Annotated in this window: 28 protein-coding genes and 1 pseudogene; 15 read left to right on the top strand and 14 right to left on the bottom strand. The window is 62.7% G+C overall.

Features of this window, described 5'->3' with window-relative positions:
* Nucleotides 1-84: 84 nt before the first annotated feature.
* Nucleotides 85-2,091 (bottom strand): cell wall metabolism sensor histidine kinase WalK, encoded by a 2,007-nt coding sequence (locus tag MJ603_RS03655; protein WP_243062294.1) that lies wholly within the window; start codon nt 2,089-2,091, stop codon nt 85-87.
* Nucleotides 2,092-2,524: 433 nt separating this feature from the next.
* Nucleotides 2,525-3,331 carry a response regulator transcription factor gene (locus MJ603_RS03650; RefSeq protein WP_243062293.1) on the bottom strand — a complete coding sequence of 269 codons (807 nt, stop codon included), beginning with the start codon at nt 3,329-3,331 and terminating at the stop codon, nt 2,525-2,527.
* A gap of 130 nt (nt 3,332-3,461) precedes the next feature.
* Between MJ603_RS03650 and MJ603_RS03645 the strand changes: the two genes are divergently transcribed.
* On the top strand, nt 3,462-4,094 hold the full coding sequence (locus tag MJ603_RS03645) for a ScbR family autoregulator-binding transcription factor (RefSeq protein WP_243062292.1): 633 nt from the start codon (nt 3,462-3,464) through the stop codon (nt 4,092-4,094).
* A 202-nt stretch (nt 4,095-4,296) separates the two neighbouring features.
* Nucleotides 4,297-4,680 carry a response regulator transcription factor gene (locus MJ603_RS03640; protein WP_243062291.1) on the top strand — a complete coding sequence of 128 codons (384 nt, stop codon included), beginning with the start codon at nt 4,297-4,299 and terminating at the stop codon, nt 4,678-4,680.
* A gap of 24 nt (nt 4,681-4,704) precedes the next feature.
* Here the strand turns inward: MJ603_RS03640 and MJ603_RS03635 are convergent, their stop codons facing one another.
* The 4 genes from MJ603_RS03635 to MJ603_RS03620 form a co-directional block, all read right to left on the bottom strand.
* Nucleotides 4,705-5,061 carry a hypothetical protein gene (locus MJ603_RS03635; protein WP_243062290.1) on the bottom strand — a complete coding sequence of 119 codons (357 nt, stop codon included), beginning with the start codon at nt 5,059-5,061 and terminating at the stop codon, nt 4,705-4,707.
* A gap of 84 nt (nt 5,062-5,145) precedes the next feature.
* Nucleotides 5,146-5,820, bottom strand: coding sequence for an HAD family phosphatase (locus MJ603_RS03630; protein ID WP_243062289.1), 675 nt, complete (start codon nt 5,818-5,820; stop codon nt 5,146-5,148).
* Between the two features lie 175 nt (nt 5,821-5,995).
* On the bottom strand, nt 5,996-7,954 hold the full coding sequence (locus MJ603_RS03625) for a potassium transporter Kup (protein ID WP_243062288.1): 1,959 nt from the start codon (nt 7,952-7,954) through the stop codon (nt 5,996-5,998).
* 438 nt (nt 7,955-8,392) lie between these two features.
* Nucleotides 8,393-8,542 (bottom strand): hypothetical protein, encoded by a 150-nt coding sequence (locus MJ603_RS03620; protein WP_243062287.1) that lies wholly within the window; start codon nt 8,540-8,542, stop codon nt 8,393-8,395.
* Nucleotides 8,543-9,349: 807 nt separating this feature from the next.
* On the opposite strand from MJ603_RS03620, the gene MJ603_RS03615 reads away from it, so the two are divergent.
* The 3 genes from MJ603_RS03615 to MJ603_RS03605 all read left to right on the top strand — a co-directional run bounded on the left by MJ603_RS03615 (nt 9,350) and on the right by MJ603_RS03605 (nt 12,301).
* A complete protein-coding gene (locus tag MJ603_RS03615; RefSeq protein ID WP_243062286.1) occupies nt 9,350-10,288 on the top strand; it encodes a 5'-nucleotidase in 939 nt (312 codons plus the stop codon).
* 77 nt (nt 10,289-10,365) lie between these two features.
* Complete coding sequence (locus MJ603_RS03610) at nt 10,366-11,130, top strand: restriction endonuclease (RefSeq protein WP_243062285.1); 765 nt, start codon at nt 10,366-10,368, stop codon at nt 11,128-11,130.
* Nucleotides 11,131-11,467: 337 nt separating this feature from the next.
* The gene (locus MJ603_RS03605; protein ID WP_243062284.1) at nt 11,468-12,301 is read left to right on the top strand and encodes a hypothetical protein; all 834 of its coding nucleotides are present in this window, start codon (nt 11,468-11,470) and stop codon (nt 12,299-12,301) included.
* On the opposite strand, the gene MJ603_RS03600 is transcribed toward MJ603_RS03605, so the two are convergent.
* Nucleotides 12,298-12,732 carry a DUF488 family protein gene (locus MJ603_RS03600; RefSeq protein ID WP_243062719.1) on the bottom strand — a complete coding sequence of 145 codons (435 nt, stop codon included), beginning with the start codon at nt 12,730-12,732 and terminating at the stop codon, nt 12,298-12,300. The two genes, MJ603_RS03605 and MJ603_RS03600, sit on opposite strands and share 4 nt — an antisense overlap.
* A 437-nt stretch (nt 12,733-13,169) precedes the next feature.
* Between MJ603_RS03600 and MJ603_RS03595 the strand changes: the two genes are divergently transcribed.
* Nucleotides 13,170-13,625, top strand: coding sequence for an SRPBCC family protein (locus MJ603_RS03595; protein WP_243062283.1), 456 nt, complete (start codon nt 13,170-13,172; stop codon nt 13,623-13,625).
* Between the two features lie 38 nt (nt 13,626-13,663).
* Nucleotides 13,664-13,852, top strand: coding sequence for a hypothetical protein (locus MJ603_RS03590; RefSeq protein WP_243062282.1), 189 nt, complete (start codon nt 13,664-13,666; stop codon nt 13,850-13,852).
* On the opposite strand, the gene MJ603_RS03585 is transcribed toward MJ603_RS03590, so the two are convergent.
* Nucleotides 13,849-15,990 (bottom strand): hypothetical protein, encoded by a 2,142-nt coding sequence (locus tag MJ603_RS03585; protein ID WP_243062281.1) that lies wholly within the window; start codon nt 15,988-15,990, stop codon nt 13,849-13,851. The two genes, MJ603_RS03590 and MJ603_RS03585, sit on opposite strands and share 4 nt — an antisense overlap.
* Before the next feature lie 139 nt (nt 15,991-16,129).
* The gene (locus tag MJ603_RS03580) at nt 16,130-17,161 is read right to left on the bottom strand and encodes a hypothetical protein (protein WP_243062280.1); all 1,032 of its coding nucleotides are present in this window, start codon (nt 17,159-17,161) and stop codon (nt 16,130-16,132) included.
* Between the two features lie 264 nt (nt 17,162-17,425).
* Here MJ603_RS03580 and MJ603_RS03575 point away from each other — a divergent pair, with 264 nt between their 5' ends.
* From MJ603_RS03575 to MJ603_RS03565, 3 genes are all read left to right on the top strand, one after another.
* The gene (locus MJ603_RS03575; RefSeq protein WP_243062718.1) at nt 17,426-18,163 is read left to right on the top strand and encodes a DUF2071 domain-containing protein; all 738 of its coding nucleotides are present in this window, start codon (nt 17,426-17,428) and stop codon (nt 18,161-18,163) included.
* A gap of 188 nt (nt 18,164-18,351) precedes the next feature.
* Complete coding sequence (locus MJ603_RS03570) at nt 18,352-18,723, top strand: hypothetical protein (protein WP_243062279.1); 372 nt, start codon at nt 18,352-18,354, stop codon at nt 18,721-18,723.
* A 64-nt stretch (nt 18,724-18,787) separates the two neighbouring features.
* Entirely contained in the window at nt 18,788-19,351 is a 564-nt protein-coding gene (locus MJ603_RS03565) for a hypothetical protein (RefSeq protein WP_243062278.1), read from the top strand.
* Between the two features lie 54 nt (nt 19,352-19,405).
* On the opposite strand, the gene MJ603_RS03560 is transcribed toward MJ603_RS03565, so the two are convergent.
* Nucleotides 19,406-20,074, bottom strand: coding sequence for an SGNH/GDSL hydrolase family protein (locus tag MJ603_RS03560; RefSeq protein WP_243062277.1), 669 nt, complete (start codon nt 20,072-20,074; stop codon nt 19,406-19,408).
* 245 nt (nt 20,075-20,319) lie between these two features.
* Between MJ603_RS03560 and MJ603_RS03555 the strand changes: the two genes are divergently transcribed.
* Both MJ603_RS03555 and MJ603_RS03550 read left to right on the top strand, forming a co-directional pair.
* Nucleotides 20,320-20,775 (top strand): SRPBCC family protein, encoded by a 456-nt coding sequence (locus tag MJ603_RS03555; protein WP_243062276.1) that lies wholly within the window; start codon nt 20,320-20,322, stop codon nt 20,773-20,775.
* A gap of 55 nt (nt 20,776-20,830) precedes the next feature.
* A complete protein-coding gene (locus tag MJ603_RS03550; RefSeq protein WP_243062275.1) occupies nt 20,831-21,208 on the top strand; it encodes a hypothetical protein in 378 nt (125 codons plus the stop codon).
* A 149-nt stretch (nt 21,209-21,357) separates the two neighbouring features.
* Here MJ603_RS03550 and MJ603_RS03545 read toward each other — a convergent pair whose 3' ends face one another.
* Nucleotides 21,358-21,891 carry an NUDIX hydrolase gene (locus MJ603_RS03545; protein ID WP_243062274.1) on the bottom strand — a complete coding sequence of 178 codons (534 nt, stop codon included), beginning with the start codon at nt 21,889-21,891 and terminating at the stop codon, nt 21,358-21,360.
* Between the two features lie 892 nt (nt 21,892-22,783).
* A complete protein-coding gene (locus tag MJ603_RS03540) occupies nt 22,784-23,176 on the bottom strand; it encodes a hypothetical protein (RefSeq protein WP_243062273.1) in 393 nt (130 codons plus the stop codon).
* 108 nt (nt 23,177-23,284) lie between these two features.
* Here MJ603_RS03540 and MJ603_RS03535 point away from each other — a divergent pair, with 108 nt between their 5' ends.
* Together MJ603_RS03535 and MJ603_RS18855 are read left to right on the top strand one after the other, a co-directional pair.
* The gene (locus MJ603_RS03535; protein ID WP_243062272.1) at nt 23,285-23,614 is read left to right on the top strand and encodes a hypothetical protein; all 330 of its coding nucleotides are present in this window, start codon (nt 23,285-23,287) and stop codon (nt 23,612-23,614) included.
* A gap of 113 nt (nt 23,615-23,727) precedes the next feature.
* Nucleotides 23,728-24,390 (top strand): GNAT family N-acetyltransferase, encoded by a 663-nt coding sequence (locus MJ603_RS18855; RefSeq protein WP_374230838.1) that lies wholly within the window; start codon nt 23,728-23,730, stop codon nt 24,388-24,390.
* Here MJ603_RS18855 and MJ603_RS03530 read toward each other — a convergent pair.
* Nucleotides 24,290-24,580 carry a hypothetical protein gene (locus MJ603_RS03530; RefSeq protein ID WP_243062271.1) on the bottom strand — a complete coding sequence of 97 codons (291 nt, stop codon included), beginning with the start codon at nt 24,578-24,580 and terminating at the stop codon, nt 24,290-24,292. The genes MJ603_RS18855 and MJ603_RS03530 overlap by 101 nt on opposite strands.
* Nucleotides 24,581-24,909: 329 nt before the next feature.
* On the opposite strand from MJ603_RS03530, the gene MJ603_RS03525 reads away from it, so the two are divergent.
* Nucleotides 24,910-25,182, top strand: coding sequence for a hypothetical protein (locus tag MJ603_RS03525; RefSeq protein ID WP_243062270.1), 273 nt, complete (start codon nt 24,910-24,912; stop codon nt 25,180-25,182).
* A 149-nt stretch (nt 25,183-25,331) separates the two neighbouring features.
* Here MJ603_RS03525 and MJ603_RS03520 read toward each other — a convergent pair.
* Nucleotides 25,332-25,672 (bottom strand): annotated as a pseudogene (locus tag MJ603_RS03520) (transposase); the annotation flags it as partial.
* Nucleotides 25,673-25,695 lie beyond the last annotated feature (23 nt).

Here is a 25,695-nt window from a genome sequence, read left to right as displayed (position 1 = left end):
GGTGAGGCCGAGCGAGGTGGTTCAACACTAATAGCGCGTCCGCGTACCCGAATACCCTCCGAGCTTCGGGCTCGTCGGCACGTGTCATGGTTGGAGCGGAAGCGTCGGAAGGGGGCTCGCTTCGGCGCGCATCGGGAGCCGCACCGTGAAGGTGGATCCGCGTCCGGGTTCACTGTCGACCGAGATCGTGCCGCCGTGGGCGTCGACGATCGTCCGCACGATCGTCAGGCCGATTCCCACACCTTGGATCGCCGCCTCGCGAGCATCCCTCGTTCTGAAGAACCGGTCGAAGAGGCGAGCCTGATCCGGCTTGCTGATGCCCGAGCCGTTGTCAGCAACGGTGATCACGACCGTGTCGGCGTCGGGCTTCAGCCCGACGGTGATCACTCCGCCTTCATCGGTGTACTTCGTCGCGTTCGAAATCAGGTTGTCGACGACCTGCCTGACCCGTCCGGCGTCGAGATGCGCGAGAACCGTCGCCTTCGGGGTCTCCAACTGCAGCGTCTGGTGAGCCGCCTCCAATGTCGGCCGGAACGTCGAAACCGACTGCGCGAGGAGTGCAGAGAGGTCGACGGGCTCGATGCGCAGCGAGAGATCGCGGGTGCTCGTGCTCAACAGGTCGCGAATCAGGCCGAGCATCTGCTCGGCGCTGCGTTGGATGGTCCTGAACTCCCTGCCGAATCCGAGAGCCTCCACGTCGTAACCGTCGTCGATGAGATCGAGATAGCCGACGATGGATGTCAACGGCGTACGCAGTTCATGCGAGACGGTCGCCAGGTATTCCTCCCTGATCTCGATCGCATTCGCCAGGTCTGTGACGTCGTAGGTGACGATCGCCGATCCCAGTTGTTCTCCGTTCGGCTTGCTGATGGCGTGCGCCTCGGTCACGACGGCGCGTTGCTCGCCTTCGGGATCGCCCATCCAGTAGATGAGTCCGCGCTGATCGCCTTCGAGGGTCTCGGAGACGATGTTCACGCCCTCCTTGACCCGCGTGTGCCTGTCCGACCCGTAGACGTGCGTGCTGAAACCGGTCGCCTCGTTGAAACCGGCGAGGGCGAGCAGCCGTTCGACCATGTGGTTGTGCAGCTTCGGCTGGTTGTCGGTGTCGTAGAAGATGACCCCGACGTTGACCGCATCGGCGATGGAGCGGATGACGACTCCGAGGTCGTCCATCTCATCGACCAGCCGCTGCAGCTCGGCCGATGTCTTGTGCAGTTGCTCTTCGGATGCCTGCTGCCGGTCGCGCAGCCAAAGCTCCGAAGCGGCACGGCCCACCTGCATTGCGACGTACGACATCAGCCCGCGCTCGTACTCCGTCCGGCGCGCGGGCTCGGCGGCGTCAGCGAGGAAGAGCGCACCCCTGGCACCGCCGTCGAACTCGACAGGAACCAGCATGATGTGACGGGCGTCCGTGCCGAACAGCCGCTCGACGGTCTCAGCGTTCTGCTCACGGAAGAGGTCGTCGACGGGCTTCGCCAGCCGCAGGTGCAGGTCGGCCGGGGCAGGCAATCTGTCCAAGGCCTCCGCGGTCGCCAAAGACTCCATCAGTTCGGCGAGTTCCGGCGAAGAGCCGTGATCAGCCGTCCAGGCGATCGATGTCGGGTCACCCGCCGCTTCTGGGTCAGCCGGGATCACCACGGCGGCGGCGTGGGCCGAGAACATGCGGCGAAGCCCTTCGGTCACCGCAGCGGCGAGATCGTCGATCGTCTCTGCCGTGTGCACCGCGAACGTGAGCTCCATCGTCTCCGTGCGCATCTGCTCGGCGTTCGCCAATCGGGACCGCCTCCGCCATGCTCGTTCCCTGAGCACCCGCACGCGCGCCGGGACTTCACGTGCAGCGTTGTCGATCAGAACGAAATCGCGGTCGACCGCCGACACGAGCAGATCGGTGTCGATCTGCTCAGCGTTTGCAGCGACCAGCAGCACGGGGTGGTGCGTGTTCTCGTCGAGGGTGTCCTCGACCGTCGCGACATCGGAGCCGAGACCGGCCGCGTCCAGTGCCGCCCGTGCCGCCTCCGCGCAGGATGCGTTCGCGGCGAAGACCACCACGCTGAGCGGATCTACGGCATCGCTGTCTCTTGACTCTGGCATCGCGAACCCCTCTCTTTACGCCACGCTAGATGATCGCGCGGCAGGCGTCCGCTGTGCACCGCCGAGGCTCCGACTCACCTTCTGCACGTCCTGAGCGACTCTTGAGCAATCCCCGCGCTCAAACCGTCGAGTTGGATTGCAGACTGTACATGTCGCCGCAACGCCAAGGCTTATGCCACAGCCCGGAGGCCTTTGATGGGGCGCCTTCAACCCGAATGAAGGCGCCCCTCTCCCTGAAGTCCGAGACATACCTCAACCCGAATGTGTGGTCTCCCGGCACACCACGTCGTGAAGACAGCGGTGCGGAGAACTCCAGGGTAACTGCCCCCACCTGTAGTTATCCACACAATGACGAACCTGACCAGCCTTTGCCTGGCCCGAAAACGGGGGGTGCCCGTACCGGCGGCCGTCGACACGGGCGGTTTTCCGTCGGTTATTCCCGTCGCGCCGCGAGCCGGTATCCGACTCCGCGCACCGTTTCGATGAGATAAGGAGCCGCGGCATTATCCGCGAGCTTCTTGCGAAGGTTGCCGATGTGCACTTCGACACCGCGCCGATCGGCTTCGCCGACGTAAGGGTTGACCACGTAGCCGTCACCACGCAAGAGGCGCGCGAGGTCGTCCTTGCTGCGCACGGTACGACCCGACCGGAGCAGTGCTTGCAACAGCTCGAACTCGCTGCGCGTGAGGTCGAGTTCTTCGCCGTCGCGCTCGACGATGTGGGTGTCGGGATCGAGCACGACCCCGTTGTGCTCGAGTACACCGCGTCGCGAGGGTGCGACGTCATCCGTGCCCTCTACGACGTCGGAGGTGACGACGCCAGGGGGCGCCGAACCGACGGCAACCGAGGCCGGACGCTCAACGTTGCGCGGTCGCCGGAGCATCGCCTCGGCCCTCGCCCTCAGCTCACGGGGGCGGAACGGCTTCAGCACATAGTCGTCGGCGCCCGCACCGAGCCCCTGAAGGGCGTCGATCTCCTCGTCACGTGCCGTCAACATCATGATGTAGGCGCTGCTGATCGCCCGAATGCGCTTCGCCGTCTCGAATCCATCGATGCCCGGCATGCTGACGTCCACCGTCACGAGCACAGGATGCCGTGCCTCGACCTGAGCGACACCCTCAACACCGTTCGCGACGGCGATCACCTCGAGGCCCAGCTGGCCCAGAACCGTGCCGATCAGTTCGCGGATGCCGTCGTCGTCTTCGATCACGACCACGCAGTCGCCCTCCACCGCTCCCATGTTCGGAAGCGTAGCAATCGCGCGGCGAGGATCGCCTTTGCACACGGCTCCGTGGCGCAGCAGGACACGGGCAAGCGGATCCCCTGCGCCTATCGCCTGCAGAACGAGCTGACGCCTAGGCTGGCTCTCGATGACACAAGCACGGGCCGTAGCACGGCGTGACGAGATCCTGCGAGCGGGCGCCGCAGAGTTCGACGAGGTCGGATATGCCGGTGCCTCGCTTTCCAGCATCGCCGCGCGGTTGAACAGAACAAAGGGCGCCCTCGGGTACCACTTCTCATCGAAGTCGTCTCTGGCGTATGAGGTCGCGACGAGCCAGTTCAGCCACTGGGATGCGATCGCCGCCCAGATCCGGGCCGACGGGTTTTCGGGGTTGGATGCGGTGGTCATCATGTCGTTCGTCGTCGCCGGAAGGTTCCGCGACGACGTTCTCGTGAGGGCGAGCATCCGTCTGCAGCACGACGCCGGCCTGCACGACGTGAACCTGCCGACCCCGTTCCTGGGCTGGATGCAGCTCGTACGCGCGTTGCTCGCGGATTCCGAGGCACCCGTTACGTTCCCTCCCGGTCTCGACGTCGACTCGGCTTCCGAGGTCCTGGTCGAGGCGTTCACCGGGCTCCAGCAGGTGGCCCATCGGCTCACCCGCGCTCGCGACATCCACGAGCGCGTTGCTCGCTATTGGCTCCTCATCCTGCCGTCGTTCGGCGTGAGTGGCAGTGAGGCGATGGTGGCTGAACTCGGGACTGCATCCGGAGCATACTGAGTACTACTCTGTCCCCAGTGTTGGGGGCTTCAATCCACCTGAGACGACCGTCTAGATTGTCTTCGGGGCTTGGGCGAAGAGAAGGAATCGATCGCGTGGACACTCTGCGGGTACCGTCGGGCTTCCTTCGTGTCCTACTGAGACAGGGCGGGCCCGGATCGCGGCGACTCGAAGCGCGGTTCGCAATCAAACCCGGGGTGAGGTGAGCCGCGCCGCAAGCCGGAACGCGGTCGTCATCGAAGACGACGACGGGATCCGGTCCCTCATCCGTGCCGTGCTCGAGCGTGCGGGCTTCGACGTGATCTCTACGACGAACGGACTAGACGGCATCGCTGCGGTTCGCGGCTGTCATCCCTTGGTCGTGACCATCGACATCCGGATGCCCGGCATGGACGGAATCGAGGCGACGCGTCGCATCCGCGCGATCAGCGACGCCCTCATCGTCGTGCTGAGCGCGAGCGGCGCCGAACGGGACGAGGCCGAGAGCCTGGAATCCGGAGCCGACATGTTCATGGTGAAGCCGTTCCGCCCCCGCGATCTGCAACGGGCTGTCGAAGCGCGCCTGCACGAGCATCCGGAAGTCTGAGCACCGCGCGCGGTGCAGCGCGCCTCAGGAATCGGCGAGCGGCCGCACGAGCTCTTCCAGGGACGCGAACCGACCGTCCTCGGCGATCTGCCCGAAGAGGAACACCTCCTGGGCGGCCGTCGAGCCGTCCCGCTGGGTCGCAGTGAGGATGTGTCGCTCCGCATAGGAGGCGTCGTCCGACAGCTCGTCGAGCACGCGAATCTCGACATGGTCGACGTAGAGCCGCAACTGGGTCAGCTGCTCGGCGAAACCAGCGCGATCGATCCAGTCGCCGTTGGTGCTCTGCCGGTATTCGTCGGTGAAATGCCTGGCAAGCGCATCCTCTACCGAAACGTCACGCTCATTGAGCAGGTCGTACAGGGCCGCGGCGATGGATGGCATCAGGATCCTTCGTGAGCATTACATCGGAGTCATGCTCACCGTACCGTGAGTCGATTCGAAGATGTGGATGCCGCCCGGACTGGCTCAGGCGCGTGGTGCCAGCGGCTTGTCGATGGGCATCACCGGCCAGCCGCGCTGTGCGGCGAGCGCGCCCAGCGCCGGGTCCGATCCGACGACCACCGGATGGTCGACGCGCTCGAGCAAGGAGAGGTCGCTCGGGTGGTCCCCGTAGCCCCAACTGACCGTCTCGTCTGCGAGCCCGGTGAGGTAGGCGTCGACAGCGTGCCGCTTGTCGTCGTCGATCATCGCAGCGCCGATCTCTCCGGAGTAGACGCCGTCGAGGGTCTCGAGTTCTGTGCAATACAGGCCGTCGACGCCGAGCGCGTCGCCGAGCGGACGCAACGGCGGGCCGAACGATCCGGACACGAGCACGACCTGGTCGCCGACATCCTGATGCTCGCGCAGCCGCTGCAGCACGTTCGCGCGATAGAAGTCGGGATGCTCCGACACCTCGGCGAACCAGCCGTGGCCGGCCTCGAGCACGTCCGCCTCCGCCTGCCCTGCCCAGATGCGGAAGTAGAGCCGATTGAACTCGGCCCGACTCAGCTGCACGACCTGCTGCCTGAGCTCTGCGAGCCGCTCGAAGGAGATCATCGAGGGCACGCGCTTGAGGTAATAAAGCAAGAAGGACTCGAGCGTGCGCACCGAGACGAGGGTCTCGTCGACATCGAAGAAGGCAACGCCTCGGGCGGGCGACATCGCGGTTGTGCTCCTTGCTGGCTCGGGTGGGCCTCACTCGTAGGGGCGGCGAGGCCGGTTTGACGGTAGCACGGCCCGATCGTGGATCCCGATGGCAACCCGATCACGCTTGTCGGGAACCTCCGAGAGGCGTGCCAGTCTCGCCGACAAACCCCGGTTTGCACCTACGTGACCTTCAGATCTCGACGTCGCTGCCCATCGTGACGGTCCGAGACGTCGGCAACCCGAAACGCGCGGCCGGGTCGGCCGCGTTGTGCGCGAGTGCGACGAAAAGCGAGCGGCGCCACGGGAACATGGTCTTGGTGCGCGTCGTGCGGAGGGCACCGCGCGAGATGAAATACGACGCGTGTGCGAAGGCGCCGGCATCCAGAGGGAGCGTCCCCGCACGGCATGCGGCACGCAGCGCGCGAGGGATGTTCGGCTCGTCCGAGAACCCGAATCTGATGGTCAAGTGCTCGATGCCGTCATCGGAATACCCCAGCTCGTCATAGACGAAGGCGTCGGATGTCGTTACGTGCGGTACCGGAGCGGTGACGATCGAGACGATGATGACGTGCTCGTGCAGAACGTGGTTGTGCTTCACATTGGCTCGCAGCGCCAGTGGTGTCGTGTCTTTGTTGGGATGCGGGAAGATCGCTATTCCCGCTACGCGGGGCAGGTCCTTCTGCCGCATATCCTCGATGAACTTGGCGAGCGAGCCCTCCATCTTTCGTCTGTCGTTCTGCACGAGTTGCCGACCACGCCGCCAGGTCGTCATCACGATGATGACGGCAGCTGCTATCAGCAGCGGCACCCAGCCTCCGTCGATGATCTTGAACAGGTTGCCGGCGAGGAAGGCCAACTCGAGCCCGCCGAAGCAAACGGCCGCGAGCACGATCTTCCACGGCGCCCAATGCCAGAGCGGGCGGGCGACGAAGAGGAGAAGCAGAGTGTCCACCACGAGTGCACCGGTCACCGAGATGCCGTAAGCGGTGGACAATCGTGCGGACGAGCCGAAGGCGAGCGTGACTGCGATGACGGCGATGAAGAGCAAGAAGTTGATGGCGGGAAGGTAGATCTGGCCGCCCTCGCGTTTGGAGGTGTGCTTGATCGTCAGGGGCGGCAGCAAGCCCAGCCGCACAGCTTGCCGCGAGAGTGAGAACGCACCTGAGATCACGGCCTGACTCGCGATCACGGTCGCCACTGTCGCCAGAATCACGACGGGAAGCCGACCCCACTCCGGGATCAACAAGAAGAACGGATTGACGGTCGCGGCCGGGTTCTGCAGGATGAGCGCTGCCTGGCCCAGATAGTTGAGAGTGAGTGCCGGGAACACCAGGAAGAACCAGGCCCGGCGTATCGGCGACGGCCCGAAATGTCCCATGTCGGCGTAAAGCGCCTCGGCTCCGGTGATCACGAGGACGACCGCTCCGAGGGCGATGAAAGAGATCGCCGGGTGGGCGATGATGAAGGCGATCGCGTAGGTCGGCAGAAGGCCGAGCAGAACCTCCGGGTGCTGGATGACCATGGCCAGTCCGGCCACGGCCAGCACGACGAACCACAGCACCATGACCGGACCGAAGAGCACGCCGACCCGGCCTGTGCCGAAACGCTGCACGGCGAAGAGTGCGACCAGGATGACGGCGGCGATCGGAATGATCAGGTGCGTGATGGCCGGTGTCGTGACGTTGAGACCCTCGACGGCCGACAGAACGCTGATGGCCGGGGTGATGATCGAGTCACCGTAGAAGAGCGAGACGCCGACGATGCCGATGATGACAAGCGCGCCGGCGCGACTCGCCTTACTCGCGTAGAGGCGCTGCGCAAGCGCCGCGAGGGCCATCACCCCGCCCTCGCCGTCGTTGTCGGCACGCATCAAGATGCCGACGTATTTGATCGACACGATGATCGTGATGCTCCAGAAGATCAGCGAGACCACGCCGTAGACATCCTCTTGCACCGGTCGGACGGCGCCGCCGTCCAGGAGGAACACCGTCTTCAGCGCATACAACGGGCTCGTGCCGATATCGCCGAACACGACTCCCAGTGCGGCGACCGCGGCCGCTACCGCCCCGGCACGGTGGCCCGCGAACGGCACCGCTATGCCGCGCTTCCGCAGAGGCTCGGGACCGTCACCTTTGACAGGAGCGCTCATCGGGCGCATTCGGCAGCGCTGAGCCTTCTGGTCGGCCGTTCCGATGTGGTCATCACGACCTCAAATTCCCTTGCACCTGCGCCACGCTACCCCGGTTACACCGGGGTATCGCGCACGCCGACCCGCTTGAGCACGCGGCCGGTCCACCACTGACCGAGCCGGCTGCGGACAGACGCGAAATCAGTTGTGGCCGGACGTAGTCGGATCCGCCGCCTACGCGGCGGGAGCGACCACGCGGACCCCGGCCGAGGAGGCTGCGCGCGCTAGTTCCTCGTCGTACGTGATGATCTCGTCGACCCCTGCGCGTAGCGCGGTCGCACAACAACCAGGATGCAGCGAGACGACGGTTCGAGTTCACCGGTTCGAGCGAGAGGATCTCGGATTCGCTCTCCTCTACGAGTAGCTTCATCGCCGCCGAGGTGTCGCGGTACGCAACTGTCACCAGTTGCCTCGACTGTCTTCGATCAGCTCTCGAGAACTCATCGCGGATGGCGCACGTTCGATTGTGGCGAGCGCTTCTGCGTTCGTTCGGGCTGCGCGCGCTTCGCCGCCACGGTTGCGCATTTCGCGGTGGGTGATCGTCTCCATGGCCGAGAGCCATGCACGGCGTAGCACAGCCGGACGTGCGTTTCGCCAGGTGGTTCCCGGCCGGTTCGCGCTCGTCGTCGACCGCATGGGCGGTCCGATAGCCAGGCTCACCGCGGCGACGCGACTGCCGACCCCGCGGAAAAGCGAATAGCCCGAACCCACAAAACGTAGATTCGAGCTATTCCGATGTCCTGAGACATCACAATGGCGGTATCGGTGGGATTTGAATTCTCCACGTCATCAGGAACTGTGGAGCGCCCGCGAAATCCCTGGTGTCTCGGGATCAATGGGCCCTCCTCGATCAGCACGACCTTGCTCACTTGTTGCCAGATTCTTGCCACGCCCGGGGACCATCGCGGACGGCGAGATCCGCGAGGTCCACGAGGTCCACGTCGACAAGGACGAGTAGTGCGGAGCGCAGCCCAGGCCGCCGCAACCGTCACTGCAAAGCTGCACGGGTGCGACTCTAAGGCCGCAGAACTCCAGCGAAGCAATCCGACGGGCAAGTTCTCCCATTGAGGGAACGTCAAGCCGACGTCCAAGAAGTAATCAGGGACGATGTTGCAGTTGTCGTACCTTCGCGGGCATCTTCATCGGGCGGGTCTTACGGGCACTTGAGCGTTCGAAGACACAATGGTCAACACAATTGACGAGACCGGCGCGGTGGGGGACCGGCTATCGGTCGGTCGAGCGGCAACCAGGTCGCAAGATCTTGGCCTGCACCTACTGACGCTCGAACCCGTATCTGTCCGACTGAAGGAAGGCCCTTCGATAACGTGGCAGGGAGTCGGATCAGTGGGGAGCGAAATGGCAGGGTACGACCTAGAGAAGATGCTTGTTGTTGGAGTGGCTTCGAGCGCGCTCTTCGATCTGTCCGCCGCCGACGCGGTGTTCAAGAAGGAGGGCGAGGCCCGCTATCGCGAGTACCAAGAGGACCACATCGCAGATCCACTTGAGCCCGGCGTGGCGTTCGCGTTCATCCAACGGCTGCTTTCGCTAAATGACTTGTCCGAAGACGGCCACCCGCTCGTCGAGGTAATCGTGCTGTCACGCAACGATCCTGAGACTGGCCTACGAGTCATGCGGTCTATCGCGCATCACGGACTTGAGATCTCGAGAGCCATCTTCATGCAAGGTCGGTCACCGTACGCCTACATGGGAGCACTCAACATGTCTCTTTTCCTGTCTCAGAATGAGCGCGACGTGCGAATCGCTCTCGAGATGGGATTCGCCTCTGGCCAGGTGCTCGGCTCACCCGCCGCCGACTCGAATGGTTTCGATTTGCGCATTGCCTTTGACTTCGACGGCGTACTCGCTGACGATTCATCCGAGCGCGTGATGCAGTCCGACGGCCTACCCGCGTTCCATGCACACGAGACCGAGCATCTGGAAGAGCCGCTACCCGAAGGAAAGCTTTCGGAATTCTTGAGGGGAGTCAACCGCATCCAGGACATCGAGGAGCGGCGCGCGACTGCCGACGCGACTTACAACCGGCGGGTTCACGTCGCGATCGTGACAGCTCGTAACGCTCCATCACACGAGCGCGTTGTCAGAACACTCCAGTCCTGGGGAGTCCGAGTCAACGATGCCTTCTTCCTTGGAGGGATCGAGAAGGCCAAGGTGTTGCGAGTCCTCAAGCCTCACATCTTCTTCGACGACCAGCTGAAGCATCTGGAAGGCGCGGCGGACGAGATCCCAAGCGTGCACGTGCCGTTCGGGGCGGTCAACGAGACGAAGGAAAGCTAGACGCCCGAGCGGAGCCACCACCCGACCGGCCGCGTTGCGCACCGGCTCGATGGGATGACTCTGACACTGTTGTGCCCATGATTACCGAACGGCAGCCGGCGGATTGGCGAGAGCTACAGCACGACGTCGCACGAATCCTCAGTGAGTGCGGGATGCATGCGGAGGTCGAAAAGTCGGTTCCTCTCGCGCGCGGCACAGCAGAGATTGACGTCTTCGCGGTCGAGACGATCCGGGGTCGGACCAACACGATCTTCTGCGAATGCAAGCTCTGGACCAGGTCAATTCCGCAACACGTCATTCACGCCTTCCGAACCGTTGTTGCCGACGGCGGCGCTAACTATGGATACGTCATCACCTCGAGCGATTTCCAGCGTGGCGCGCTGACCGCAGCCGACCTGACGAACCTGCGACTGGTTAGTTGGGCCGAGTTCCAATCGGAGTTTGAGAGTCTGTGGATCGAGAACCATCTTCGCCCGCGGGTGACGGAGCGACTTGACCCGCTCCTGTCCTACGTCGAGCCGATTCTGCCCCGCGCGTTTGAAGAACTTTCGGACGATGAAAAGCTCGCTTACCTGGAAGTGCGAGAGCGCTACGTCGATTTTGGCGCGATCGTCATGCTGTTCACGATGTACGGAACCTTCATTTCTCCGACGGTTCCGCAGCTGCCGCTCCGCGAGCGGTTCCCGCCGACTGCCGACGCAGACAAGATGCCCCCCGGAATGCTCGATGCGAGCGCCTATGGCGACTTGCTCGACATTCTCATCCCCCATGGAGAGCGAGCTATCGCTGAGCTCCGGGGGGCGCTCGGTCGAAGGCCGGCTGACGGTTCGGTTGACTCCTGACTCCACTGCTCGCGTCGTGATCCGCGCGCTGTACGACCCGTTGTCGGACCCTGCTGCGGCGCCCTATTCGCGTTATCGGCGGGGTTCGTGGCTGGAATGCAGTCGAACTACCGAGTTCTGGATGTTTGTCGCTGACGTCCATACGCGGCGAGCAGATTCGATTCAGCTCGGCACTGTCTGAGGCGGTGTTGGTGATTGAACGCTTCGCCTACACGCACCCTAGATCAACGTCCTTGTGCCGCAGACTGGGGTGTAGCCCCAAGTCGTTAGGCATGTTCCGGGCTACGACACTTATACCGTTGGTGCATCACGAGCGCTTGCACGCGAGGAGGCGATGATGCCGAGTGAACGCGCACGCGTTCTCATCACGGTGAAGGCATCCCCCGAGCCGTCAAAGACCTACGGCGACACAGTCTGTGTTGCGGGTGTTCGGCTGCACGATGACGGCTCTGTTTCCTGGGTGCGGATCTATCCCGTAGCGTTCAGACACTTGGACAGCGAGCTTCAGTTCAAGAAGTTCGAGGTCATCGAGGTCGATCTGACCCGCTCAACCAAAGACGCCCGAGCCGAGAGCTACCGCCCGAATTGGGAGACGCTGTCGCGACAGAAACAGGGCGACAAGTTCAAGACCTATCCCATGGACGCCCGAGGACACGTGCTCGACCAGCTCATCGGACCGACCATGTGTGATCTTCGCGCTGGAGTTGAGGCCGACCTGAACGCGCAGTCACTCGGCCTCGCGGAGGTGCGCGAACTCAAGTCATTGAGATTTGAGGACCACGGCCCGTGGACCGACGAGCAAGTGGCGAGCATGACGGCCGCGATGAGCCAACCTGACCTTTTCGGAGAGATTGACACCACTCCCGTGCTCATCACCCCGCGATACAAGGTGCACTACGACTACCGGTGCATGAACCCCGATTGCAAGGGTCACAAGCCGCGGATTCTCGACATGGAGTTGAGCGCGCTCCAGCACCACTACCGGTTCAGGTCTGATGACGAACTTAAGGCGATCATCACGAAGAAATTCCACACCGAGGTGTGGAACGAGAAGGTCAGGACCTACTTCTTCGTCGGAAACTTCGGCGACATCGTCAAAAGGAAGAACTTCTCGGTCTTGGGCGTCTACCGACCGCAGCGCGAATCTGACTATAGGGCCACGCTCTTCTAAGCAGCGACGAGCCGTGACCGCAGCTCCACGAGTACAAGCTCACGATGGCAATGGCTCTCGTCACGTTCGAAGCAGAGCAGCGCGACCGTGCCTGTTTCGGCAAGTTCGAGCACCCGGTCAAGCGCCTGATGCGCGGCCGGTGTGCGCAGGAGTTCGTTGAACTTCTGGCGTGCTTCTTGCGCCTCAACGCCCTCGACCTCGCTGAATCCGCCGCGGTTGTCGCGGGGGTTGCCAAGAGCGGGCAGATGTTCGTACTCGATCCCGTCACCCGCGAGCCGTTCTCTGAGTGCGGTCTTCGACAGACCCCGTTTGCGGGAGATGGGGTTCAAACGGACGTCGACGACGGTTGAGACGCCTCTCAGGCGCAGCCGGGAGACGAGTGCATCTAGATCGAGGCCCTCGTATCCGATGCCGATCACGTTCGCTTCCATGAACACCAAGTCTCGCATCCTGAAACGCGGCGGGGCGGCCCTGAACCGCTCCGCGGACCCGAGTGCGAACGGCGTGCGACGAGGTGCCATCACCCAGAGTCGGTCTGACCAGCCCAAACAGCGGCAACGCGAGCTCCCTGCTTCCCTGATCATGCGAGCGAACCCTTGACTGGGGTCACACGGACACGGCGCGACCAGGCACCCCGCGAATATTCTAAGGATGCGGTGCGGGTCCGTCCGCCTCGCGAGAAGCAAAGTCGACACGTGGATGCCACGGCTCGACAGGAACCGCCGCTCTGTCCGCCGGTATTCGTGCGGCGGGTGAGGTCCACATCGCGGGGTTAACCGCTCGTCCGCTTGGATTTTCCACTCCGGACGGCGCCATTAGCCATCTGTTTACGTGCGTGTAGACCTCGCCGATTCGGCAGAATCTCCGTATGCCGAGTGTGTTGACGGTGGTCACGGAGACGACCCGATCGGTCATTGACCTGTTTGAGGTGTCTTTGGACATCGACGCGCACGTGGGTTCGATGCGTCAAAGCAAGGAACGTGCCGTTGATGGAGTTAGGAGCGGGCAGATCGGGCTCGGTCAGACGGTAACGTGGCGGGCCCGGCATTTCGGGGTGTGGTTCACGATGACTTCGAAGATCACTGAGCTGGAACGACCTGCCCGGTTTGTGGATCAGCAGGTTGTCGGTCCGTTCAAGTCGTTCCGCCACGAGCACGTGTTCGAAGAGGTCGACGGGCTGGCCCGGATGACGGACACGATCACGCTCGCCTCACCAGTGTTTGGCCGGGTCGTCGAGTTGCTCGTCCTGGTCCCCTATCTGCGCAAGCTGATCCAGCAACGGAACCAGCACCTACTGGGACTGCTCGAGTCGACCCCCTGGTAGCGCGCAGCAGGACCAGCTTGCGGGTGGGCTGTACGGCGATGCTCGCGGCCGCTCCGGGCGAGGACGACCGGGCCGGGCAGGTCGGGGTGCTCACGACGAAGTTGACTAATGCCGGCCGCGGGCAGCAGCTCGCCGCGGAAGTAACGCGCTACATCACGGAGGCCGACACCGGGACGGACGCGCTGGACTTCTTACTCGCCTCCCTGAGTCCAGTGCCTGCGGACTAGCGAATCATCGACCCCAAATCGAGGACTGAGGCGCAGAGGGCAATTGCCTCGATCGCGCCGCCAATGATCACCAGGACCAGGCGAGCGTTCTTGTCGGCGACCCAACGCACGCCGCCAAACACGATCGTGACGAGCGCGACGATTGCGATCAGTGATATCCAGAACGGCTGGTGACGTGCGAACGTTGCGATGACCACGCCGAGTCCGAGGAATCCAGCAATAACTGTCCCCAAGATTCTCTTGGATCGTGTTCTGGCCCAGGAAAGGTCAGCGGTAAGCATGTCGATACGATCCGTCGCGTCGGCAGCTCGTTTGTCTGCCGCTTTCGCAGCCGCCGCTTGCTCTTCAGCTCGGGCACGAGCGGCATCAGCTTGTCTCTGGGCTTCCTCTTGCTTGGCGCGCGCCTCGGCCAGTCCTTCAGCCTGGATCAGGGTCGTCCGCTTTGCGCGCGCAGCCAGGACATCGCTGGCAAGCGACACAGCCGTTCGCGCGTTTCCGGCGCTGTCCAGCGAATTGTCGAGGGTTAGTTGCGCGTAACGGATGTCGAGTTCCGAACCGCCTGACTCCGGGCTCAGCTGACGGGCGAGCGACATCGCGACATCACTTGGGAAGCGCGACGGGAGCAGCCACATGGCCTCTTCTACAAGTTGCGTCGCCGCAGCCTCTGCGAGGTTGACAACGTCGGTCGGCGGAACGGTGACGGACAGTAGCGTGCCCCAGCGTGCCATCGAGAGCGTGAGCGGTACCTTGTCGCTTTTGTCAAGCGTTCTGTAGGCGGGAGCGATGTGCCGATCCGACGTGATGATCCAACCACCCGGCCATGTGTTTCCCTTCTGCCGGCGACGACGCCTCCAGATGTTCGCCATAGATTGCGCATCACGCTCTACGGCGAGCGTCGACCTGCCGGTTGAGCTCGTCTCCAGTTCGCGGTTCAACGCGGCGAGCGCTCGCTGAACGTGGGACTCGTCCGCGTCGTTGCCGTGGGGGCGCACGATGACGCCGATGTCGACGAGTTGAGTGGACAGTTCACGTGCCGCCGTCACCATGTCGTCGAGGGACTTATACGTCTTGTCACGGAGTACCTCCACGCAGTACGTGGTCAGCTGATCTTCCACCAGCGAGGCGTACCACTCCTCTTTGACTCCCCGCTCGTGCGCCTCCCTGAAACTCTGCTTCACCTTCGGGATCTCTCGCTCGACGAGGGTGGCGAGCTCATCGAGCGAGTGTTCGCACACGATGACTTCCCACCCTGCCGCGATCGCAGTCGACAGCAGGAAGCGCGCTCGGGCTCTGACTCGTGCAGGCCCGATCAGGTCAACCAGCACAGGTGTGTCAATCAAGGCTCGCTGGCCGGTCGGGTCTCCGAGTCGGCGCATCGTCTCGGCGGCATCGCGACCGGCAACATAGGAGTGCAGCACGCATCCTGTGGTGATCAAGCTGACGATTTCGTTCCCGAATGGATCGAGCGGGTCAAACGCCGCAAGTGCGGCCGTCTTGAGAAAGTCCACCGTGGCCGGATTGACCCGACTGTCCTCAAGCGCGGCGTACACCTTGTGCTGGTCGATGCCGCGAGGGATCAGCCGGTTGCCCACGACTTTCTCGACCTTGCCCATGTACGCGTCCTGCGCTGACTGAATCCCGAGGATAAGTGCGCGCAGTAGGCGCTCAAGCCAGAGATCGGCCGCTTCCTGGTCAATATTCACGCCCAGGCCGTCATGCGCACGTCCGATTAGCTGGTCGCGCGTGCGCGATCGAAGCTCAGCGACCCAGCTTGACTGACCATCTACATCGTCAACTCCGCGAGGAGTCAGCGACCAAAGCTGGCTGCTGTCCAGCCCGGCCTTCTTGACCACCAGCCCGAGTTCGATACCGAGCTGCAATGCGATGACGACGGAGTCTTGCTCAGTGTTGGCGCCGGGCCATATGCGGTTGACGACTGTGACTACCTCGGCGGTCGTCTTGTCACTTTCGCGAATCGCCTGGCAAGCGGCAGCGAGGATCAGGTCCGACTTAGTCGCTGAAGTTCGCGAGCTGACGAGCGAGTGGATTGCGCCGATGAAGGCGTAGTCGCCGTCGACTGACACGTCGTCGCTATCAGTCAGGTTGGAGCTGAGGCTCACGCTGCCAGCGTCGCTCACGTCGCCTCTTTCGGGTCTCGGGCGCGTTTGTTCGTAGATAGCAATGGCTATCACGAGCCACCGACGCGGACTTGACGACACGCGCGTGCCACTGACCTCGCCCGGACGCTCTGAGCGAACGACCTTGAGAGCGATCTAGCTAGCTAAAGATAGCCAGCGGAAGCACCCTCAGCGATTTACCACGCACACGAGAATCAAGCTTGAGGTCGAGAAACTCGTCTGCCTGCATTCCGGCGACCCCCTGCCCCTGAGCGAGCGTCGAACGCATCTCACCGACGAGGTGGTCGAAGGCATCTGCAGAGAAGTTCCGGAGAAGCTTGTTGCGCGCGAATGTCGGAACGTCGTCCTCCACTCCAGAGATCACCTTTCCGAAAACGGTGAAGATGCCATCAAGAAGACGATCAGGATCCGCCGTGATGAAATGCTCCCGCTCGCACACCGTGATCGCAGTTAGCGCCGGATTACCAGCGATCCTCCCGTAATACTCACGAGTCGTCCCCTGCCTGGCATCTGCTTGGACCGCGGTTGCAATCGCGCGCGCGAAGCTGCCCTTAGCCTCGACGTCGACGCGCATCTTCTCGGCATGCGCTCGCACTCCATCGAAGCTGGCACCATCGGGGTAAGAATCCGTCCACTTTTTGCGCGCCATCCACTGGGCGATGGCATCAACAAGCTCGGGCGTAACGACTTCAAGCGCGAGCGTCAACTCAACTGGGTCGAAGGAAGTCGTGTATTCCACGAAGGCGCCGGGTTGGATAGAGGTTGCATCCGCCGCCGAACTGACTTGGCTCAGCTGGCCAACTTCGCTTAGTTGCTTTCTGACCAGATGCAGGTAGTAAGCCTGTGAGTAGACGAACTGCTGCCGAGCGGCAGTGCCCGTGCTCGATGTCCAGCTGCCGGAGGCGCTTAGATCACCCGTCGCCTTCACCTTGAGAGCACCCACGAACGGGAACTTCGCTGCGCCGTCGGCTCCGGCGGAGGCGTCCGCGGCCAGCGACTGCTCGTCGCCAGTGGTCGAGGTGTTGTCACGCGACTCCTCCACAATGAGAGGCTGCCCAAACAGCTGCTGGAGGACACCAGCAACCTGGTCCGAGTTCTGATAGATCGTCGCGACTGGAACACCCGAGCCACTGTTTGGTGCATCGGTCGCAAGCTTCTTTCGAGGGGGCATGGGTGAATGCTCTCGCGCCCCCAGCTCAAAGAACAGGCGGACACTCCGGACCTTGGTTCAACCGCACATCCTCGCTTAGAGGTCGTGTTGAGTGCTGTGCCATGGGAGCGGTTCGCTCATCAGTCGTGCTGGCCTGACTGGAGCAGGATTTGGCGCGTGGTCCTTTGTCGGAAGCTTCTCGAAGAATGGGCGTTCTCGCTGATGACGTGCATGCTCTCGGTGGTTGACTTCACTGGTCTAGCGGACGACGATCCAAGCGTGGCGATGACTATTCCCTGTATGGCAGCGACTATTGAGCGCCGTCTTCTCGTGAACTACCGGGTTGATCCCGATGCAGGGGCAACTTTGCTTCCCGAAGGCTTGCGCCCGCAAGTCGTCGACGGTAGTGCGGTGGCCGGGGTGTGTCTGATCAGGCTCGGCCATTTTCGGCCAGCGTGGATGCCGGCGACGGTAGGTCATCGAAGTGAGAACGCGGCTCACCGTGTTGCTGTGGAGTGGGACGGGCCTGAAGGTCTGCGGACTGGTGTGTATATTCCGCGTCGGCACAGTGCCTCGGTGCTCGCACGGGTCGCTGGTGGCCGCGTGTTCCCCGGTGTGCATGAGCGGGCAACGGTCGAGTCCGTTGAGTCCGCGTCGAACTTGAGCGTCAAGTTCGACGCGGCCGACCTTCACCTTCGCGTCGATGTCGAGGTCGTGGCCCGGGGAATGTTTCGCAGCACGCTCTTCTCCGACCTCACTACGGCGTCGGAGTTTTTCCGGAAGGACGCCGTGGGCTGGTCTCCAACGCGTTCAGGGCGCCTCGAAGCTTTGCGGCTCGACACCAACGCGTGGCGAGTCGAGCCCGGTCACGTCTTGCGGGTGGAGTCGAGCTTCTTCGATGCGCTCCCGGCGGGCACCGCACAGTTCGACCACGTGCTCGTGATGCGGCAGGTTCCCGTCGTGTGGAGCAGCCCGATCGAGAACCCACCGGGAATGTTCTCGAGCACGGCCACCGCTGCCTGAACGGAAGCTACCGACTCACCCTGGGCCAGGGCCGGCCGCAGCAACGATTCCGAATTCGCCCACCCGGAAGAACCACAATCGAAGGCCGCAGGGATGGCGTGTGTCCGTAAGCCGATCCTGTTGCGGGGCGTGTGTCAGCGACTACTCCACAGGCGGCCGACAACTGCTTGTATGCGAAGCTGTCGTTCGTGGAAGTTCGAGAGTACTCGGTCGCTGAGGCCTTCATGGCCGCTCACGCGTTCACGTGGTTCTCGTCGGCACGAGATACGGCTGAACTTGCCTCCGAAGTCAATGACGCGAGCGCCATACAGCGTTGGCATGCTGCTTTGACCTACGTCAAAGCCTTCCGGCCGTCATTTCCAGTGGGTTTCCAAATAACCTCAGCGCCCCCCGAAGACCCGGCCATCCTGACAGTTGAGCAAGGTTATGACGCTCTTGCGGCCTTCATCGATGCGTACAACCGGCTAGGGGTGACCGAGGCGGATCTGTTCGCCAGTTACATCGATGCCGACCCCGCCTCCTGGCCCGAATGGCTCAGCTGCTTGGGCATTTCCGCCTAATCACATTGCCCGCAGCACCATCCCTCACCGTGGTTGTTGTGTGGCAGCGTCATACGCTGGGGTTATGGGCGTCGTTGCTGTGGATTGGCATTTCTTCTCCATCACCGACGCCGAGGATTCCTGGATGTCCCCAGCCGTGCCACCGGATGATGAGGACTGGTTCCTGGGGTCCCGTGAACGCGAGATCCAAGTATTCACAGGTATTGCAGCAGGCAAGCTCGAGGTCCCCGTCCACGTGCTTCAGGAGCCGCCAACACGGGAATCCGAAGGCGACTGGGACGACGTCGCCGAAGCGACGATGCGCGTCCCCAGCGGCAAAGGTCAGAGTCGCGGGACCAGAAGACTTCGGAACCATCCACGAGGTGGCTGCCAGCGGTTGGCTTCGCATCCGCGTGTGTACCGCACTCGCGATAACGACATCTGGGACCTCGTAGAGGACTTCCCACGCGGTGAGAGATACCTCATCGAAGTATGGCCGACGTCCACACCCCCTCGAGTGCGCGACGCTGACCGTGCGCCCGTCACGATGGGCGCGACCGCTACCAGCGGTGGCGTCGCTTCCACCCCAACAGACGACCGAGCCCGAGAAATGAACCTGCAACGCCAATCCAAACGCCAGAAAGACTGAGACCCCAACGCGCAAGCGGATCGTCTTCCGCGCCCGTGGCCGGGGGCGCTCCCGTTACAGATACGGCGTGAGGTTGGTCAATACCACTCGGTAGCCGTCGGGGTTGAGGTGGGCCCCGTCGAAGGTCAGCTCCTTCTTCAGGTTGCCGCGCTCGTCGGCCAGGCCCGCGCTTACGTCGATGAAGTGGAAGCCGAACTCGCCTGAGAGTGCCTCGATCTTGTCCGAGGCGGCCTGGAAAACGGGGTTTGAGCGGGTCGCGAAGAGCGTTTTCTCGTCCTCGTCGTTCTGGAAGTCGACCGTGTTGATCGGGTAGTACCTCAGCGCGTAGGTTTCGCAGCCGGGCAGGCGCTCAGTGATCTGGCGGAAGATCTCACGCTCGTTGGTCAAGAACTCCTCCTCCGGTATCTGGAACCCGATGTCGTTCGTGCCGATGTTGATGAAGATCTTCGACGGCTCTAGATCGAAGACCTGCGTGTCGATGTGCTTCAACAGGAACGCCGTGGTTGTGGCTCGCACGGCGCGGTTGTAGATGTACTTGTCGAAGGCGACTTCGCCCGCCTCCTCCCATTGCTCGATGGGGAAGATCTCCATCAGGCTGGAGCCGACGAAGACGATCTGGCCTCGCTTCGCTGTCTGATTCGCCGCAGCATACTTTGCGATGAGCGACGTCTGAAACTTCTCCAATTGCGGGTTCAGTGTCAGCGAGTTCGTTTCTTTCGACATTGTCTTTCCCTCTCCGGGTCCCATTGCGAACGGAGCGCCGTGAGTGTCGTGGAGATCCGGCCAGTTGACCCCGGTCATGGCCATGGACTCGATCTAAGCCTAGACATCGACGCAGTCCCCCCGTTCGGGACAGCGCTGCCATGGCCAGCTCGACTCGGGCTCACGCTCAGACCTGCTCCCCCATTCCTCGAAAGACGATCCCGTTGCGCGCTGATAGGGATCGCCGATTCGGGCAGAATCCTCGTATGCCGAGCGTGTTGGTCCTGGTCACGGAGACGCCTCGATCGATCGCTGCACTGTTCGAGGTTTCGTTGGACATTGACGCGCACGTGGGTTCGATGCGGCAAAGCGGGGAACGCGCCGTCGATGGAGTCATGAGGGGGCGAATTGGACTGGGACAGACAGTGACCTGGCGGGCACGGCATTTCGGGGTGTGGTTCACGATGACGTCAAAGATCACAGAGCTGGAAGGGCCGGACCGGTTTGTGGATGAGCAGGTGGCGGGCCCGTTCAAGTCGTTCCGCCACGAGCATCTATTCGAAGAGGCGGATGGTCTCACTCGCATGACGGACACGATCACGCTCGCGTCGCCGGTGTTCGGTCGGGTTGCCGAGTCTCTTGTGCTGGTTCCTTATCTGCGCAAGCTGATCCGGAAACGCAACCAGCACTTACTTGCGCTGCTCGAATCAAGCGCCGAGTAGCGCGCGCAGCCGGATCCATCTACGGCGTTACTGTGATGGCAGCTACGGTCGCCTTGTGCTCGACTACACATCAATTCCCGCGCTCGCATACGTCGTGCTCGAAGAGAGCTGGGTGCTCGGAATCTCCGCTCGCCCCGGCGTCGTTGAGTTCGAAATGGATCTCACCTTCGCTAAGGACCACCCCGAGCTGAAACCTCCGAGGGCAGGCGACATGTATTACGGCCGGACCGGGACGATCCAGTTCACGGGCGTCACATCGCTCACGTGGTCTGGTCAGGGCGCCCCTCCAGCTATCGACGCGAACGGCGCGCATGACTATGACGCCATTGACTCGTTCCAATGGCATGGGACGATCTACACCCTCGACGGCAGTTGGGGAGCAATGCGCATTGACGCGGCAGACGTCGAGGTGACCCTCACCGGTCCGGCATAGCCGCACTCATATTGCGCAGCAGGATCCTTGTCCGGGGGGCTAGCTTATGGGCATCGCGTGCCGGGCCTGCTGGGGCTTGTATCCCTGCTTACGCAGCCAGTGCTCGGTGTACACGATGCGATCTGGGGCGATGATCGTCAGCGGATCCGCTAGAGTGCGATGATCGCTGTTTTGGCGTGGTCGAGCCGTGTGGTGAGTCCGTCGGGTGTGTTCGGCGGGAGGTCGTGGAGTGGGAACCAGCGCACGTCTTCGCTTTCGTCGCTGACGGTGATGGTTGCGTGTGGGTCGGCGATTGCAACGAAGCCGACGTCCCAGTGAGTGGCGCAGGAGAAGCCGCTGTTCAGTTCGTGCCGATTCAGGTCCACGATCGATTCGGTCAGAAGTGTGAGGTCGTGGATGCCGGACTCTTCGCGTGCTTCCCGGACCGCGGCATCCGCGACGGTGTCGTCCTCTGGCTCGATGTGACCACCGAACTGCACCCAGAAGTTCCCTTTGCGGTGGAAGCACAGCAGGGTGCTCTCAAGGTCGGGCGAGAACACGAAGCACGATGCGGTGACATGTTCGGGGCCGCCGTCACGTCGAAGGCTCGCGTCGCCTCGGGATGACACGAATTCGATGTACGCGTCTCTTTGGCTCGATGGCGGCAGGACAGCGATCTGATCAAGCACGTCGTCGTGAGTCATCCCGCCATTGTGGCGCCTCACCGAACGAACCGCGGAAGGCCTTCAGGCCCGTCGCAATGCGCCGCTGGGGATCCTTCCGCGCGCATCTACGAATCCAGTTGCGCTGCGGTCAGGTGTCCCCTCATCCCGTGCCAGAAGAGCAAGAAATCGACGGAGTCAGAGTTGAGGTCGAGTCGTGGCCGCCAACGGTGGTTTCGAAGTCCTTCCGTGTCATGGCGGTCGAGTGCCAGGAATGCCTGGTGCCACTCGTGGCCACGTCCTCGTAGGATCGGCACGAGAGAGCCGAGCCGCGGTGACTCTGGCTTGCCGCCGAGCGCAGTCCACGCGTCTGACGCTGGCTCCTCATCGAGTGGGAGCTCGAATGGGACAGTGACATTGAACGATGTTGGTGCATCGCGGTCTCGCTTCCTCCAGCGAATGGAATCGCCTGCACGGGTAAGGACGATGACCCGCAACTCTGCAGCGCTACCGATGGTCAGCCGAACGCGCCACTCTGCATGCCAAACGTATTCGGGTGCGTCGGACGTGAACCGCCGCGCCACCCAATCGGCGCTGAGGGATACCCGTGATGCGTTGAAGTTGCGCACGGGCGCGCTCTCTCTCCCATTAGGCGGACCTTTGACGATAAGCCCAAACGAGCAGACGAGGCGCTCCATTACGGATCGCTCAGCGGACGACGGGAAGGGCGGAGTCTCCGACCGTGCCCGCAGCAACTGTGAGACCCCCGGACCCGGCCCGGCTCGAACGGGCAGCCACCCTCACCAACTGCGGGCTGGACGCACCCTTACCGGGTAGATGCGCCTTGGGCGGGTTCACAAAGGAGAGTCAGCCTAGGCACGCGAGGTCAGCTTCGCAAGCACGGCCGGTTGGCAATCGTTGTCTGATCGATCGTCTAACGGCCGAGGTCGTTGAACTCTCGCCGCAGATACTTCGGAGCCTGGACGCTCCACGCTTCCGACACGAGCTCGGCAAGATGATCTTCGCCGATGCCGGCCATTCGGAAGGCAACCTTCGGCTGACCCCAGGGGGTCGTGGTGCGCAGGAACACGTCGGGCGCCATTTCGATAAGAGCGAGCGCGTCCATTCGGTCAGCGACTTTCACCCCGACGACGAGCTCGGCCGCGACTATCTCGCGCATGTCAGCGGGGACGCTCGGCCAGGGATGGCACTCCCACGCATACAGCTTGCCGCGAACGAACCATGCAGCACCGCCCGTCGTCGCTCGCTCCTCGCTACCGGGCAACGCAGCGGCGCTCCGGCGCAGGTCGTTGAGAGTTGCCACCATTTGACCGTAATTCGCACCACCGACACGAAAGCACAAGGCATCAGTTGGCGACCGGCTATCGGATGTCGGCGCGGAGATCTGGGAGCGGGCTCGCCGTAGGGTCGACACATGACGGATGCAGGAGTGGACGCCAGCGAGCGACCCAAGATCGTGTGTCTTTGCGGTTCGCTGCGTTTTCAACACCTGTTCCAGTCAGAACGGCAACGTCTAACCGCCCAAGGCGTTATCGTGCTTGGCCCCGAAACGATCAGCGAAGAACTCACGCCATCAATACGTGCAGCCCTTGCGGAGTTGCATTTGAGGCGGATCGATCTGGCCGATGAGGTTCGGGTGGTGAGCGAAGGCGGCTACCTCGGATCAGCGACACAGGGTGAAATCGAGTACGCGCGGCGGAAGTGCAAGGCAATCAGTTCGGTCGAACTGAATCTCGACCTTTGAAGACGTGCCGAGCGACCATCAGCGTCCGATGAGAGACCGGCTTCCGGGCTGTCGCGGCCGGTCGCTAGTGTTTGCTCGTGATCAAGTTCTTCAGCGTCGCCGACCGGGAGAACATGCCCTCTGAAGCGGAGGTGCGTGAGCTTTACCGCGCCGCGTCGGTGGAGCCGCCGCTGAGCGAGCCTGAGTCCGTTGCCGACCTCTTCGCTCGTCTCTACGCGTTTGCATTGTCGAGCGAGGATCTGTCAGCGGTGACCGCGATGGAGCACGGACGTTTGGTTGCCTTTGCGTACGGCCATCCGTGGAGCTGGTCAGAGCAGCAAGACGCATGGTCCGCGCAACTGCGGGAGCGCCTCGGAGTGGTGTCCCAGACCCTTGAGGGAACGCACGTGCTCTCACTCCTTGCTCGGCACCCTGACGCCACTGGGACAAGGCTCGGCGCCCGAGTGCTCAATGCTTGGCTGGCGGGCATCGACAACAGTTGTGTGTGGTTGCAGACCAGCGACATGAAAACACCGGCGCTACGCCTCTACGAACAACTTGGATTTGTCGCCATCGGACATGGCCCCGACGCACCCAACGGCATGCCCGGACTCGTCCTATACCGGGAAGCGGCAGCTCGCCGAGCGATCGGTCTGCGTGCATCGATGTGTGACAATCTTGGCCGCGCAGCCGGTGTCACCATTCGAGATCGCGCTCGAGCACCCGGTCGGGCACAAAGAAAGCCCACGCGAGGTTGGATAGTTCGCCCGCCGCGAACGTCACGAAGCGGCCGCTAGACGCGGCCGCGCGAAACACCAAGAGAGTGTGCCGCTGCGAAGGGTAATCGGGATGGGCGATGACGATCCTCCTGTCCGTCGCCATCCAGGAGGAGGTCCACGGATCAAGTCCTCGAACCTGGATGGGATCACCGTCCCAAACCATCGCCACGAGATGCCATCCGGGCGTGATCTCCTCGACCGTGCTCATCGAGTTGGCCGGCCCTTTCTGTTGACCTCGGCGGACGCAGCTATCGGATCAAGCGACCCACCGCTGAGCGTCTGCATGAACTAGACGGTAGCAACGACAGTCCGCGCGACGCGATGTGGCCAGGTACGCCACAAGCGGGTCGGTCAGCGATGCAGGCGCGGCACCGTGCGATCAGTGGGCATCGCCACCGCGGTTGGGCTTCGGCATTTCGTCGATCGGCTGCCCGGCCCGTGACCACGTTGCAGCTATGCTCACGGGATGTTCCTCTCTGCTGCCGGGGAATATCGGCGAACCAGGGCAACTGCAACACTCGAGAATGGAGATGTGCGATGACGAAGTTCTTGGCGATCATCTCCTGGACTCTCGGTGTCCTGGGCGTCGCCATCATGGTCATGACCTATATCGACGCTGCCCGAATCGGGGTCTGGGTGGACAAACACCAATCAGCATCGTTTCCCGATTCCGTGCCCGAGTTCGTGATCGCATTCCTTGGGTTCATGATCGTCGTTCTTGCAGTGATCATCGGCGCAAGGACACTCCGCCTCCGCGAGGACGTACAGCGGCCAACCCGAGAGACAAACAGCGATCAACCGGACAGATAAACAGACGAATAGACCTCTGCGAGCCTGCCCACGCAATGCGCCCATTCGAGATGAACACGAGCGGATCGGCTTACGCGCAGAGGTTCTGGGTGAGTTGCTCAGTCCGGCTCAAAGCCTGGTTTTGAACCGTCTTAGGTTTGGTGCCGCTGTTATGCGGGTTGCGGCTCTCGGTTGAGGGTCGCGCAGTGGTCTGCCTCGAATTGCTTGGGGCTGAGCATGCCGAGGCTACCGTGGAGTCGGCGGGTGTTGTACCAGTCGACCCAGCCGGCGGTCGCGAACTCGACGTCCGCGGGGTCTTAAACGGGCCTTGATGGAAGACGGTGGTGCGGATGCATTCGGCCTTGTAGACGCCATTGATCGTCTCCATCAGGGCGTTGTCATATGCGTCGCCGACGGTTCCGATCGAGGGTGCGATCTCCTCCAACGCTAGATGGTCTGTGAGTCGGATCGACGTGTATTGGGATCCTGCGTCGGAGTGATGGATCAGCTGCACATTTCGATCATTGCAATGTA

Origin of the sequence: Humibacter sp. RRB41, from assembly GCF_022761015.1 — a bacterium.
In the GTDB taxonomy this organism is placed as follows: domain Bacteria; phylum Actinomycetota; class Actinomycetes; order Actinomycetales; family Microbacteriaceae; genus Humibacter.
Note: the sequence above shows the minus strand (reverse complement) of the source record. Positions and strands in the feature narration are given on the sequence as shown.

What these genes read in the sequence shown, in the direction of transcription:
- MJ603_RS18855 (WP_374230838.1), top strand. Translation starts at nt 23,728, where the DNA reads ATGCCCTCTGAAGCGGAGGTGCGTGAGCTTTACCGCGCCGCGTCGGTG.
- MJ603_RS03590 (WP_243062282.1), top strand. Translation starts at nt 13,664, where the DNA reads ATGCTCGCGGCCGCTCCGGGCGAGGACGACCGGGCCGGGCAGGTCGGG.
- MJ603_RS03525 (WP_243062270.1), top strand. Translation starts at nt 24,910, where the DNA reads ATGACGAAGTTCTTGGCGATCATCTCCTGGACTCTCGGTGTCCTGGGC.
- MJ603_RS03650 (WP_243062293.1), bottom strand. Translation starts at nt 3,331, where the DNA reads ATGGGAGCGGTGGAGGGCGACTGCGTGGTCGTGATCGAAGACGACGAC.
- MJ603_RS03565 (WP_243062278.1), top strand. Translation starts at nt 18,788, where the DNA reads ATGGGCGTCGTTGCTGTGGATTGGCATTTCTTCTCCATCACCGACGCC.
- MJ603_RS03655 (WP_243062294.1), bottom strand. Translation starts at nt 2,091, where the DNA reads ATGCCAGAGTCAAGAGACAGCGATGCCGTAGATCCGCTCAGCGTGGTG.
- MJ603_RS03555 (WP_243062276.1), top strand. Translation starts at nt 20,320, where the DNA reads ATGCCGAGCGTGTTGGTCCTGGTCACGGAGACGCCTCGATCGATCGCT.
- MJ603_RS03535 (WP_243062272.1), top strand. Translation starts at nt 23,285, where the DNA reads ATGACGGATGCAGGAGTGGACGCCAGCGAGCGACCCAAGATCGTGTGT.
- MJ603_RS03595 (WP_243062283.1), top strand. Translation starts at nt 13,170, where the DNA reads ATGCCGAGTGTGTTGACGGTGGTCACGGAGACGACCCGATCGGTCATT.
- MJ603_RS03580 (WP_243062280.1), bottom strand. Translation starts at nt 17,161, where the DNA reads ATGCCCCCTCGAAAGAAGCTTGCGACCGATGCACCAAACAGTGGCTCG.
- MJ603_RS03540 (WP_243062273.1), bottom strand. Translation starts at nt 23,176, where the DNA reads ATGGTGGCAACTCTCAACGACCTGCGCCGGAGCGCCGCTGCGTTGCCC.
- MJ603_RS03615 (WP_243062286.1), top strand. Translation starts at nt 9,350, where the DNA reads ATGGCAGGGTACGACCTAGAGAAGATGCTTGTTGTTGGAGTGGCTTCG.
- MJ603_RS03530 (WP_243062271.1), bottom strand. Translation starts at nt 24,580, where the DNA reads ATGAGCACGGTCGAGGAGATCACGCCCGGATGGCATCTCGTGGCGATG.
- MJ603_RS03605 (WP_243062284.1), top strand. Translation starts at nt 11,468, where the DNA reads ATGCCGAGTGAACGCGCACGCGTTCTCATCACGGTGAAGGCATCCCCC.
- MJ603_RS03560 (WP_243062277.1), bottom strand. Translation starts at nt 20,074, where the DNA reads ATGTCGAAAGAAACGAACTCGCTGACACTGAACCCGCAATTGGAGAAG.
- MJ603_RS03625 (WP_243062288.1), bottom strand. Translation starts at nt 7,954, where the DNA reads ATGAGCGCTCCTGTCAAAGGTGACGGTCCCGAGCCTCTGCGGAAGCGC.
- MJ603_RS03575 (WP_243062718.1), top strand. Translation starts at nt 17,426, where the DNA reads ATGACTATTCCCTGTATGGCAGCGACTATTGAGCGCCGTCTTCTCGTG.
- MJ603_RS03620 (WP_243062287.1), bottom strand. Translation starts at nt 8,542, where the DNA reads ATGGAGACGATCACCCACCGCGAAATGCGCAACCGTGGCGGCGAAGCG.
- MJ603_RS03600 (WP_243062719.1), bottom strand. Translation starts at nt 12,732, where the DNA reads ATGGAAGCGAACGTGATCGGCATCGGATACGAGGGCCTCGATCTAGAT.
- MJ603_RS03630 (WP_243062289.1), bottom strand. Translation starts at nt 5,820, where the DNA reads ATGTCGCCCGCCCGAGGCGTTGCCTTCTTCGATGTCGACGAGACCCTC.
- MJ603_RS03610 (WP_243062285.1), top strand. Translation starts at nt 10,366, where the DNA reads ATGATTACCGAACGGCAGCCGGCGGATTGGCGAGAGCTACAGCACGAC.
- MJ603_RS03645 (WP_243062292.1), top strand. Translation starts at nt 3,462, where the DNA reads ATGACACAAGCACGGGCCGTAGCACGGCGTGACGAGATCCTGCGAGCG.
- MJ603_RS03545 (WP_243062274.1), bottom strand. Translation starts at nt 21,891, where the DNA reads ATGACTCACGACGACGTGCTTGATCAGATCGCTGTCCTGCCGCCATCG.
- MJ603_RS03635 (WP_243062290.1), bottom strand. Translation starts at nt 5,061, where the DNA reads ATGCCATCCATCGCCGCGGCCCTGTACGACCTGCTCAATGAGCGTGAC.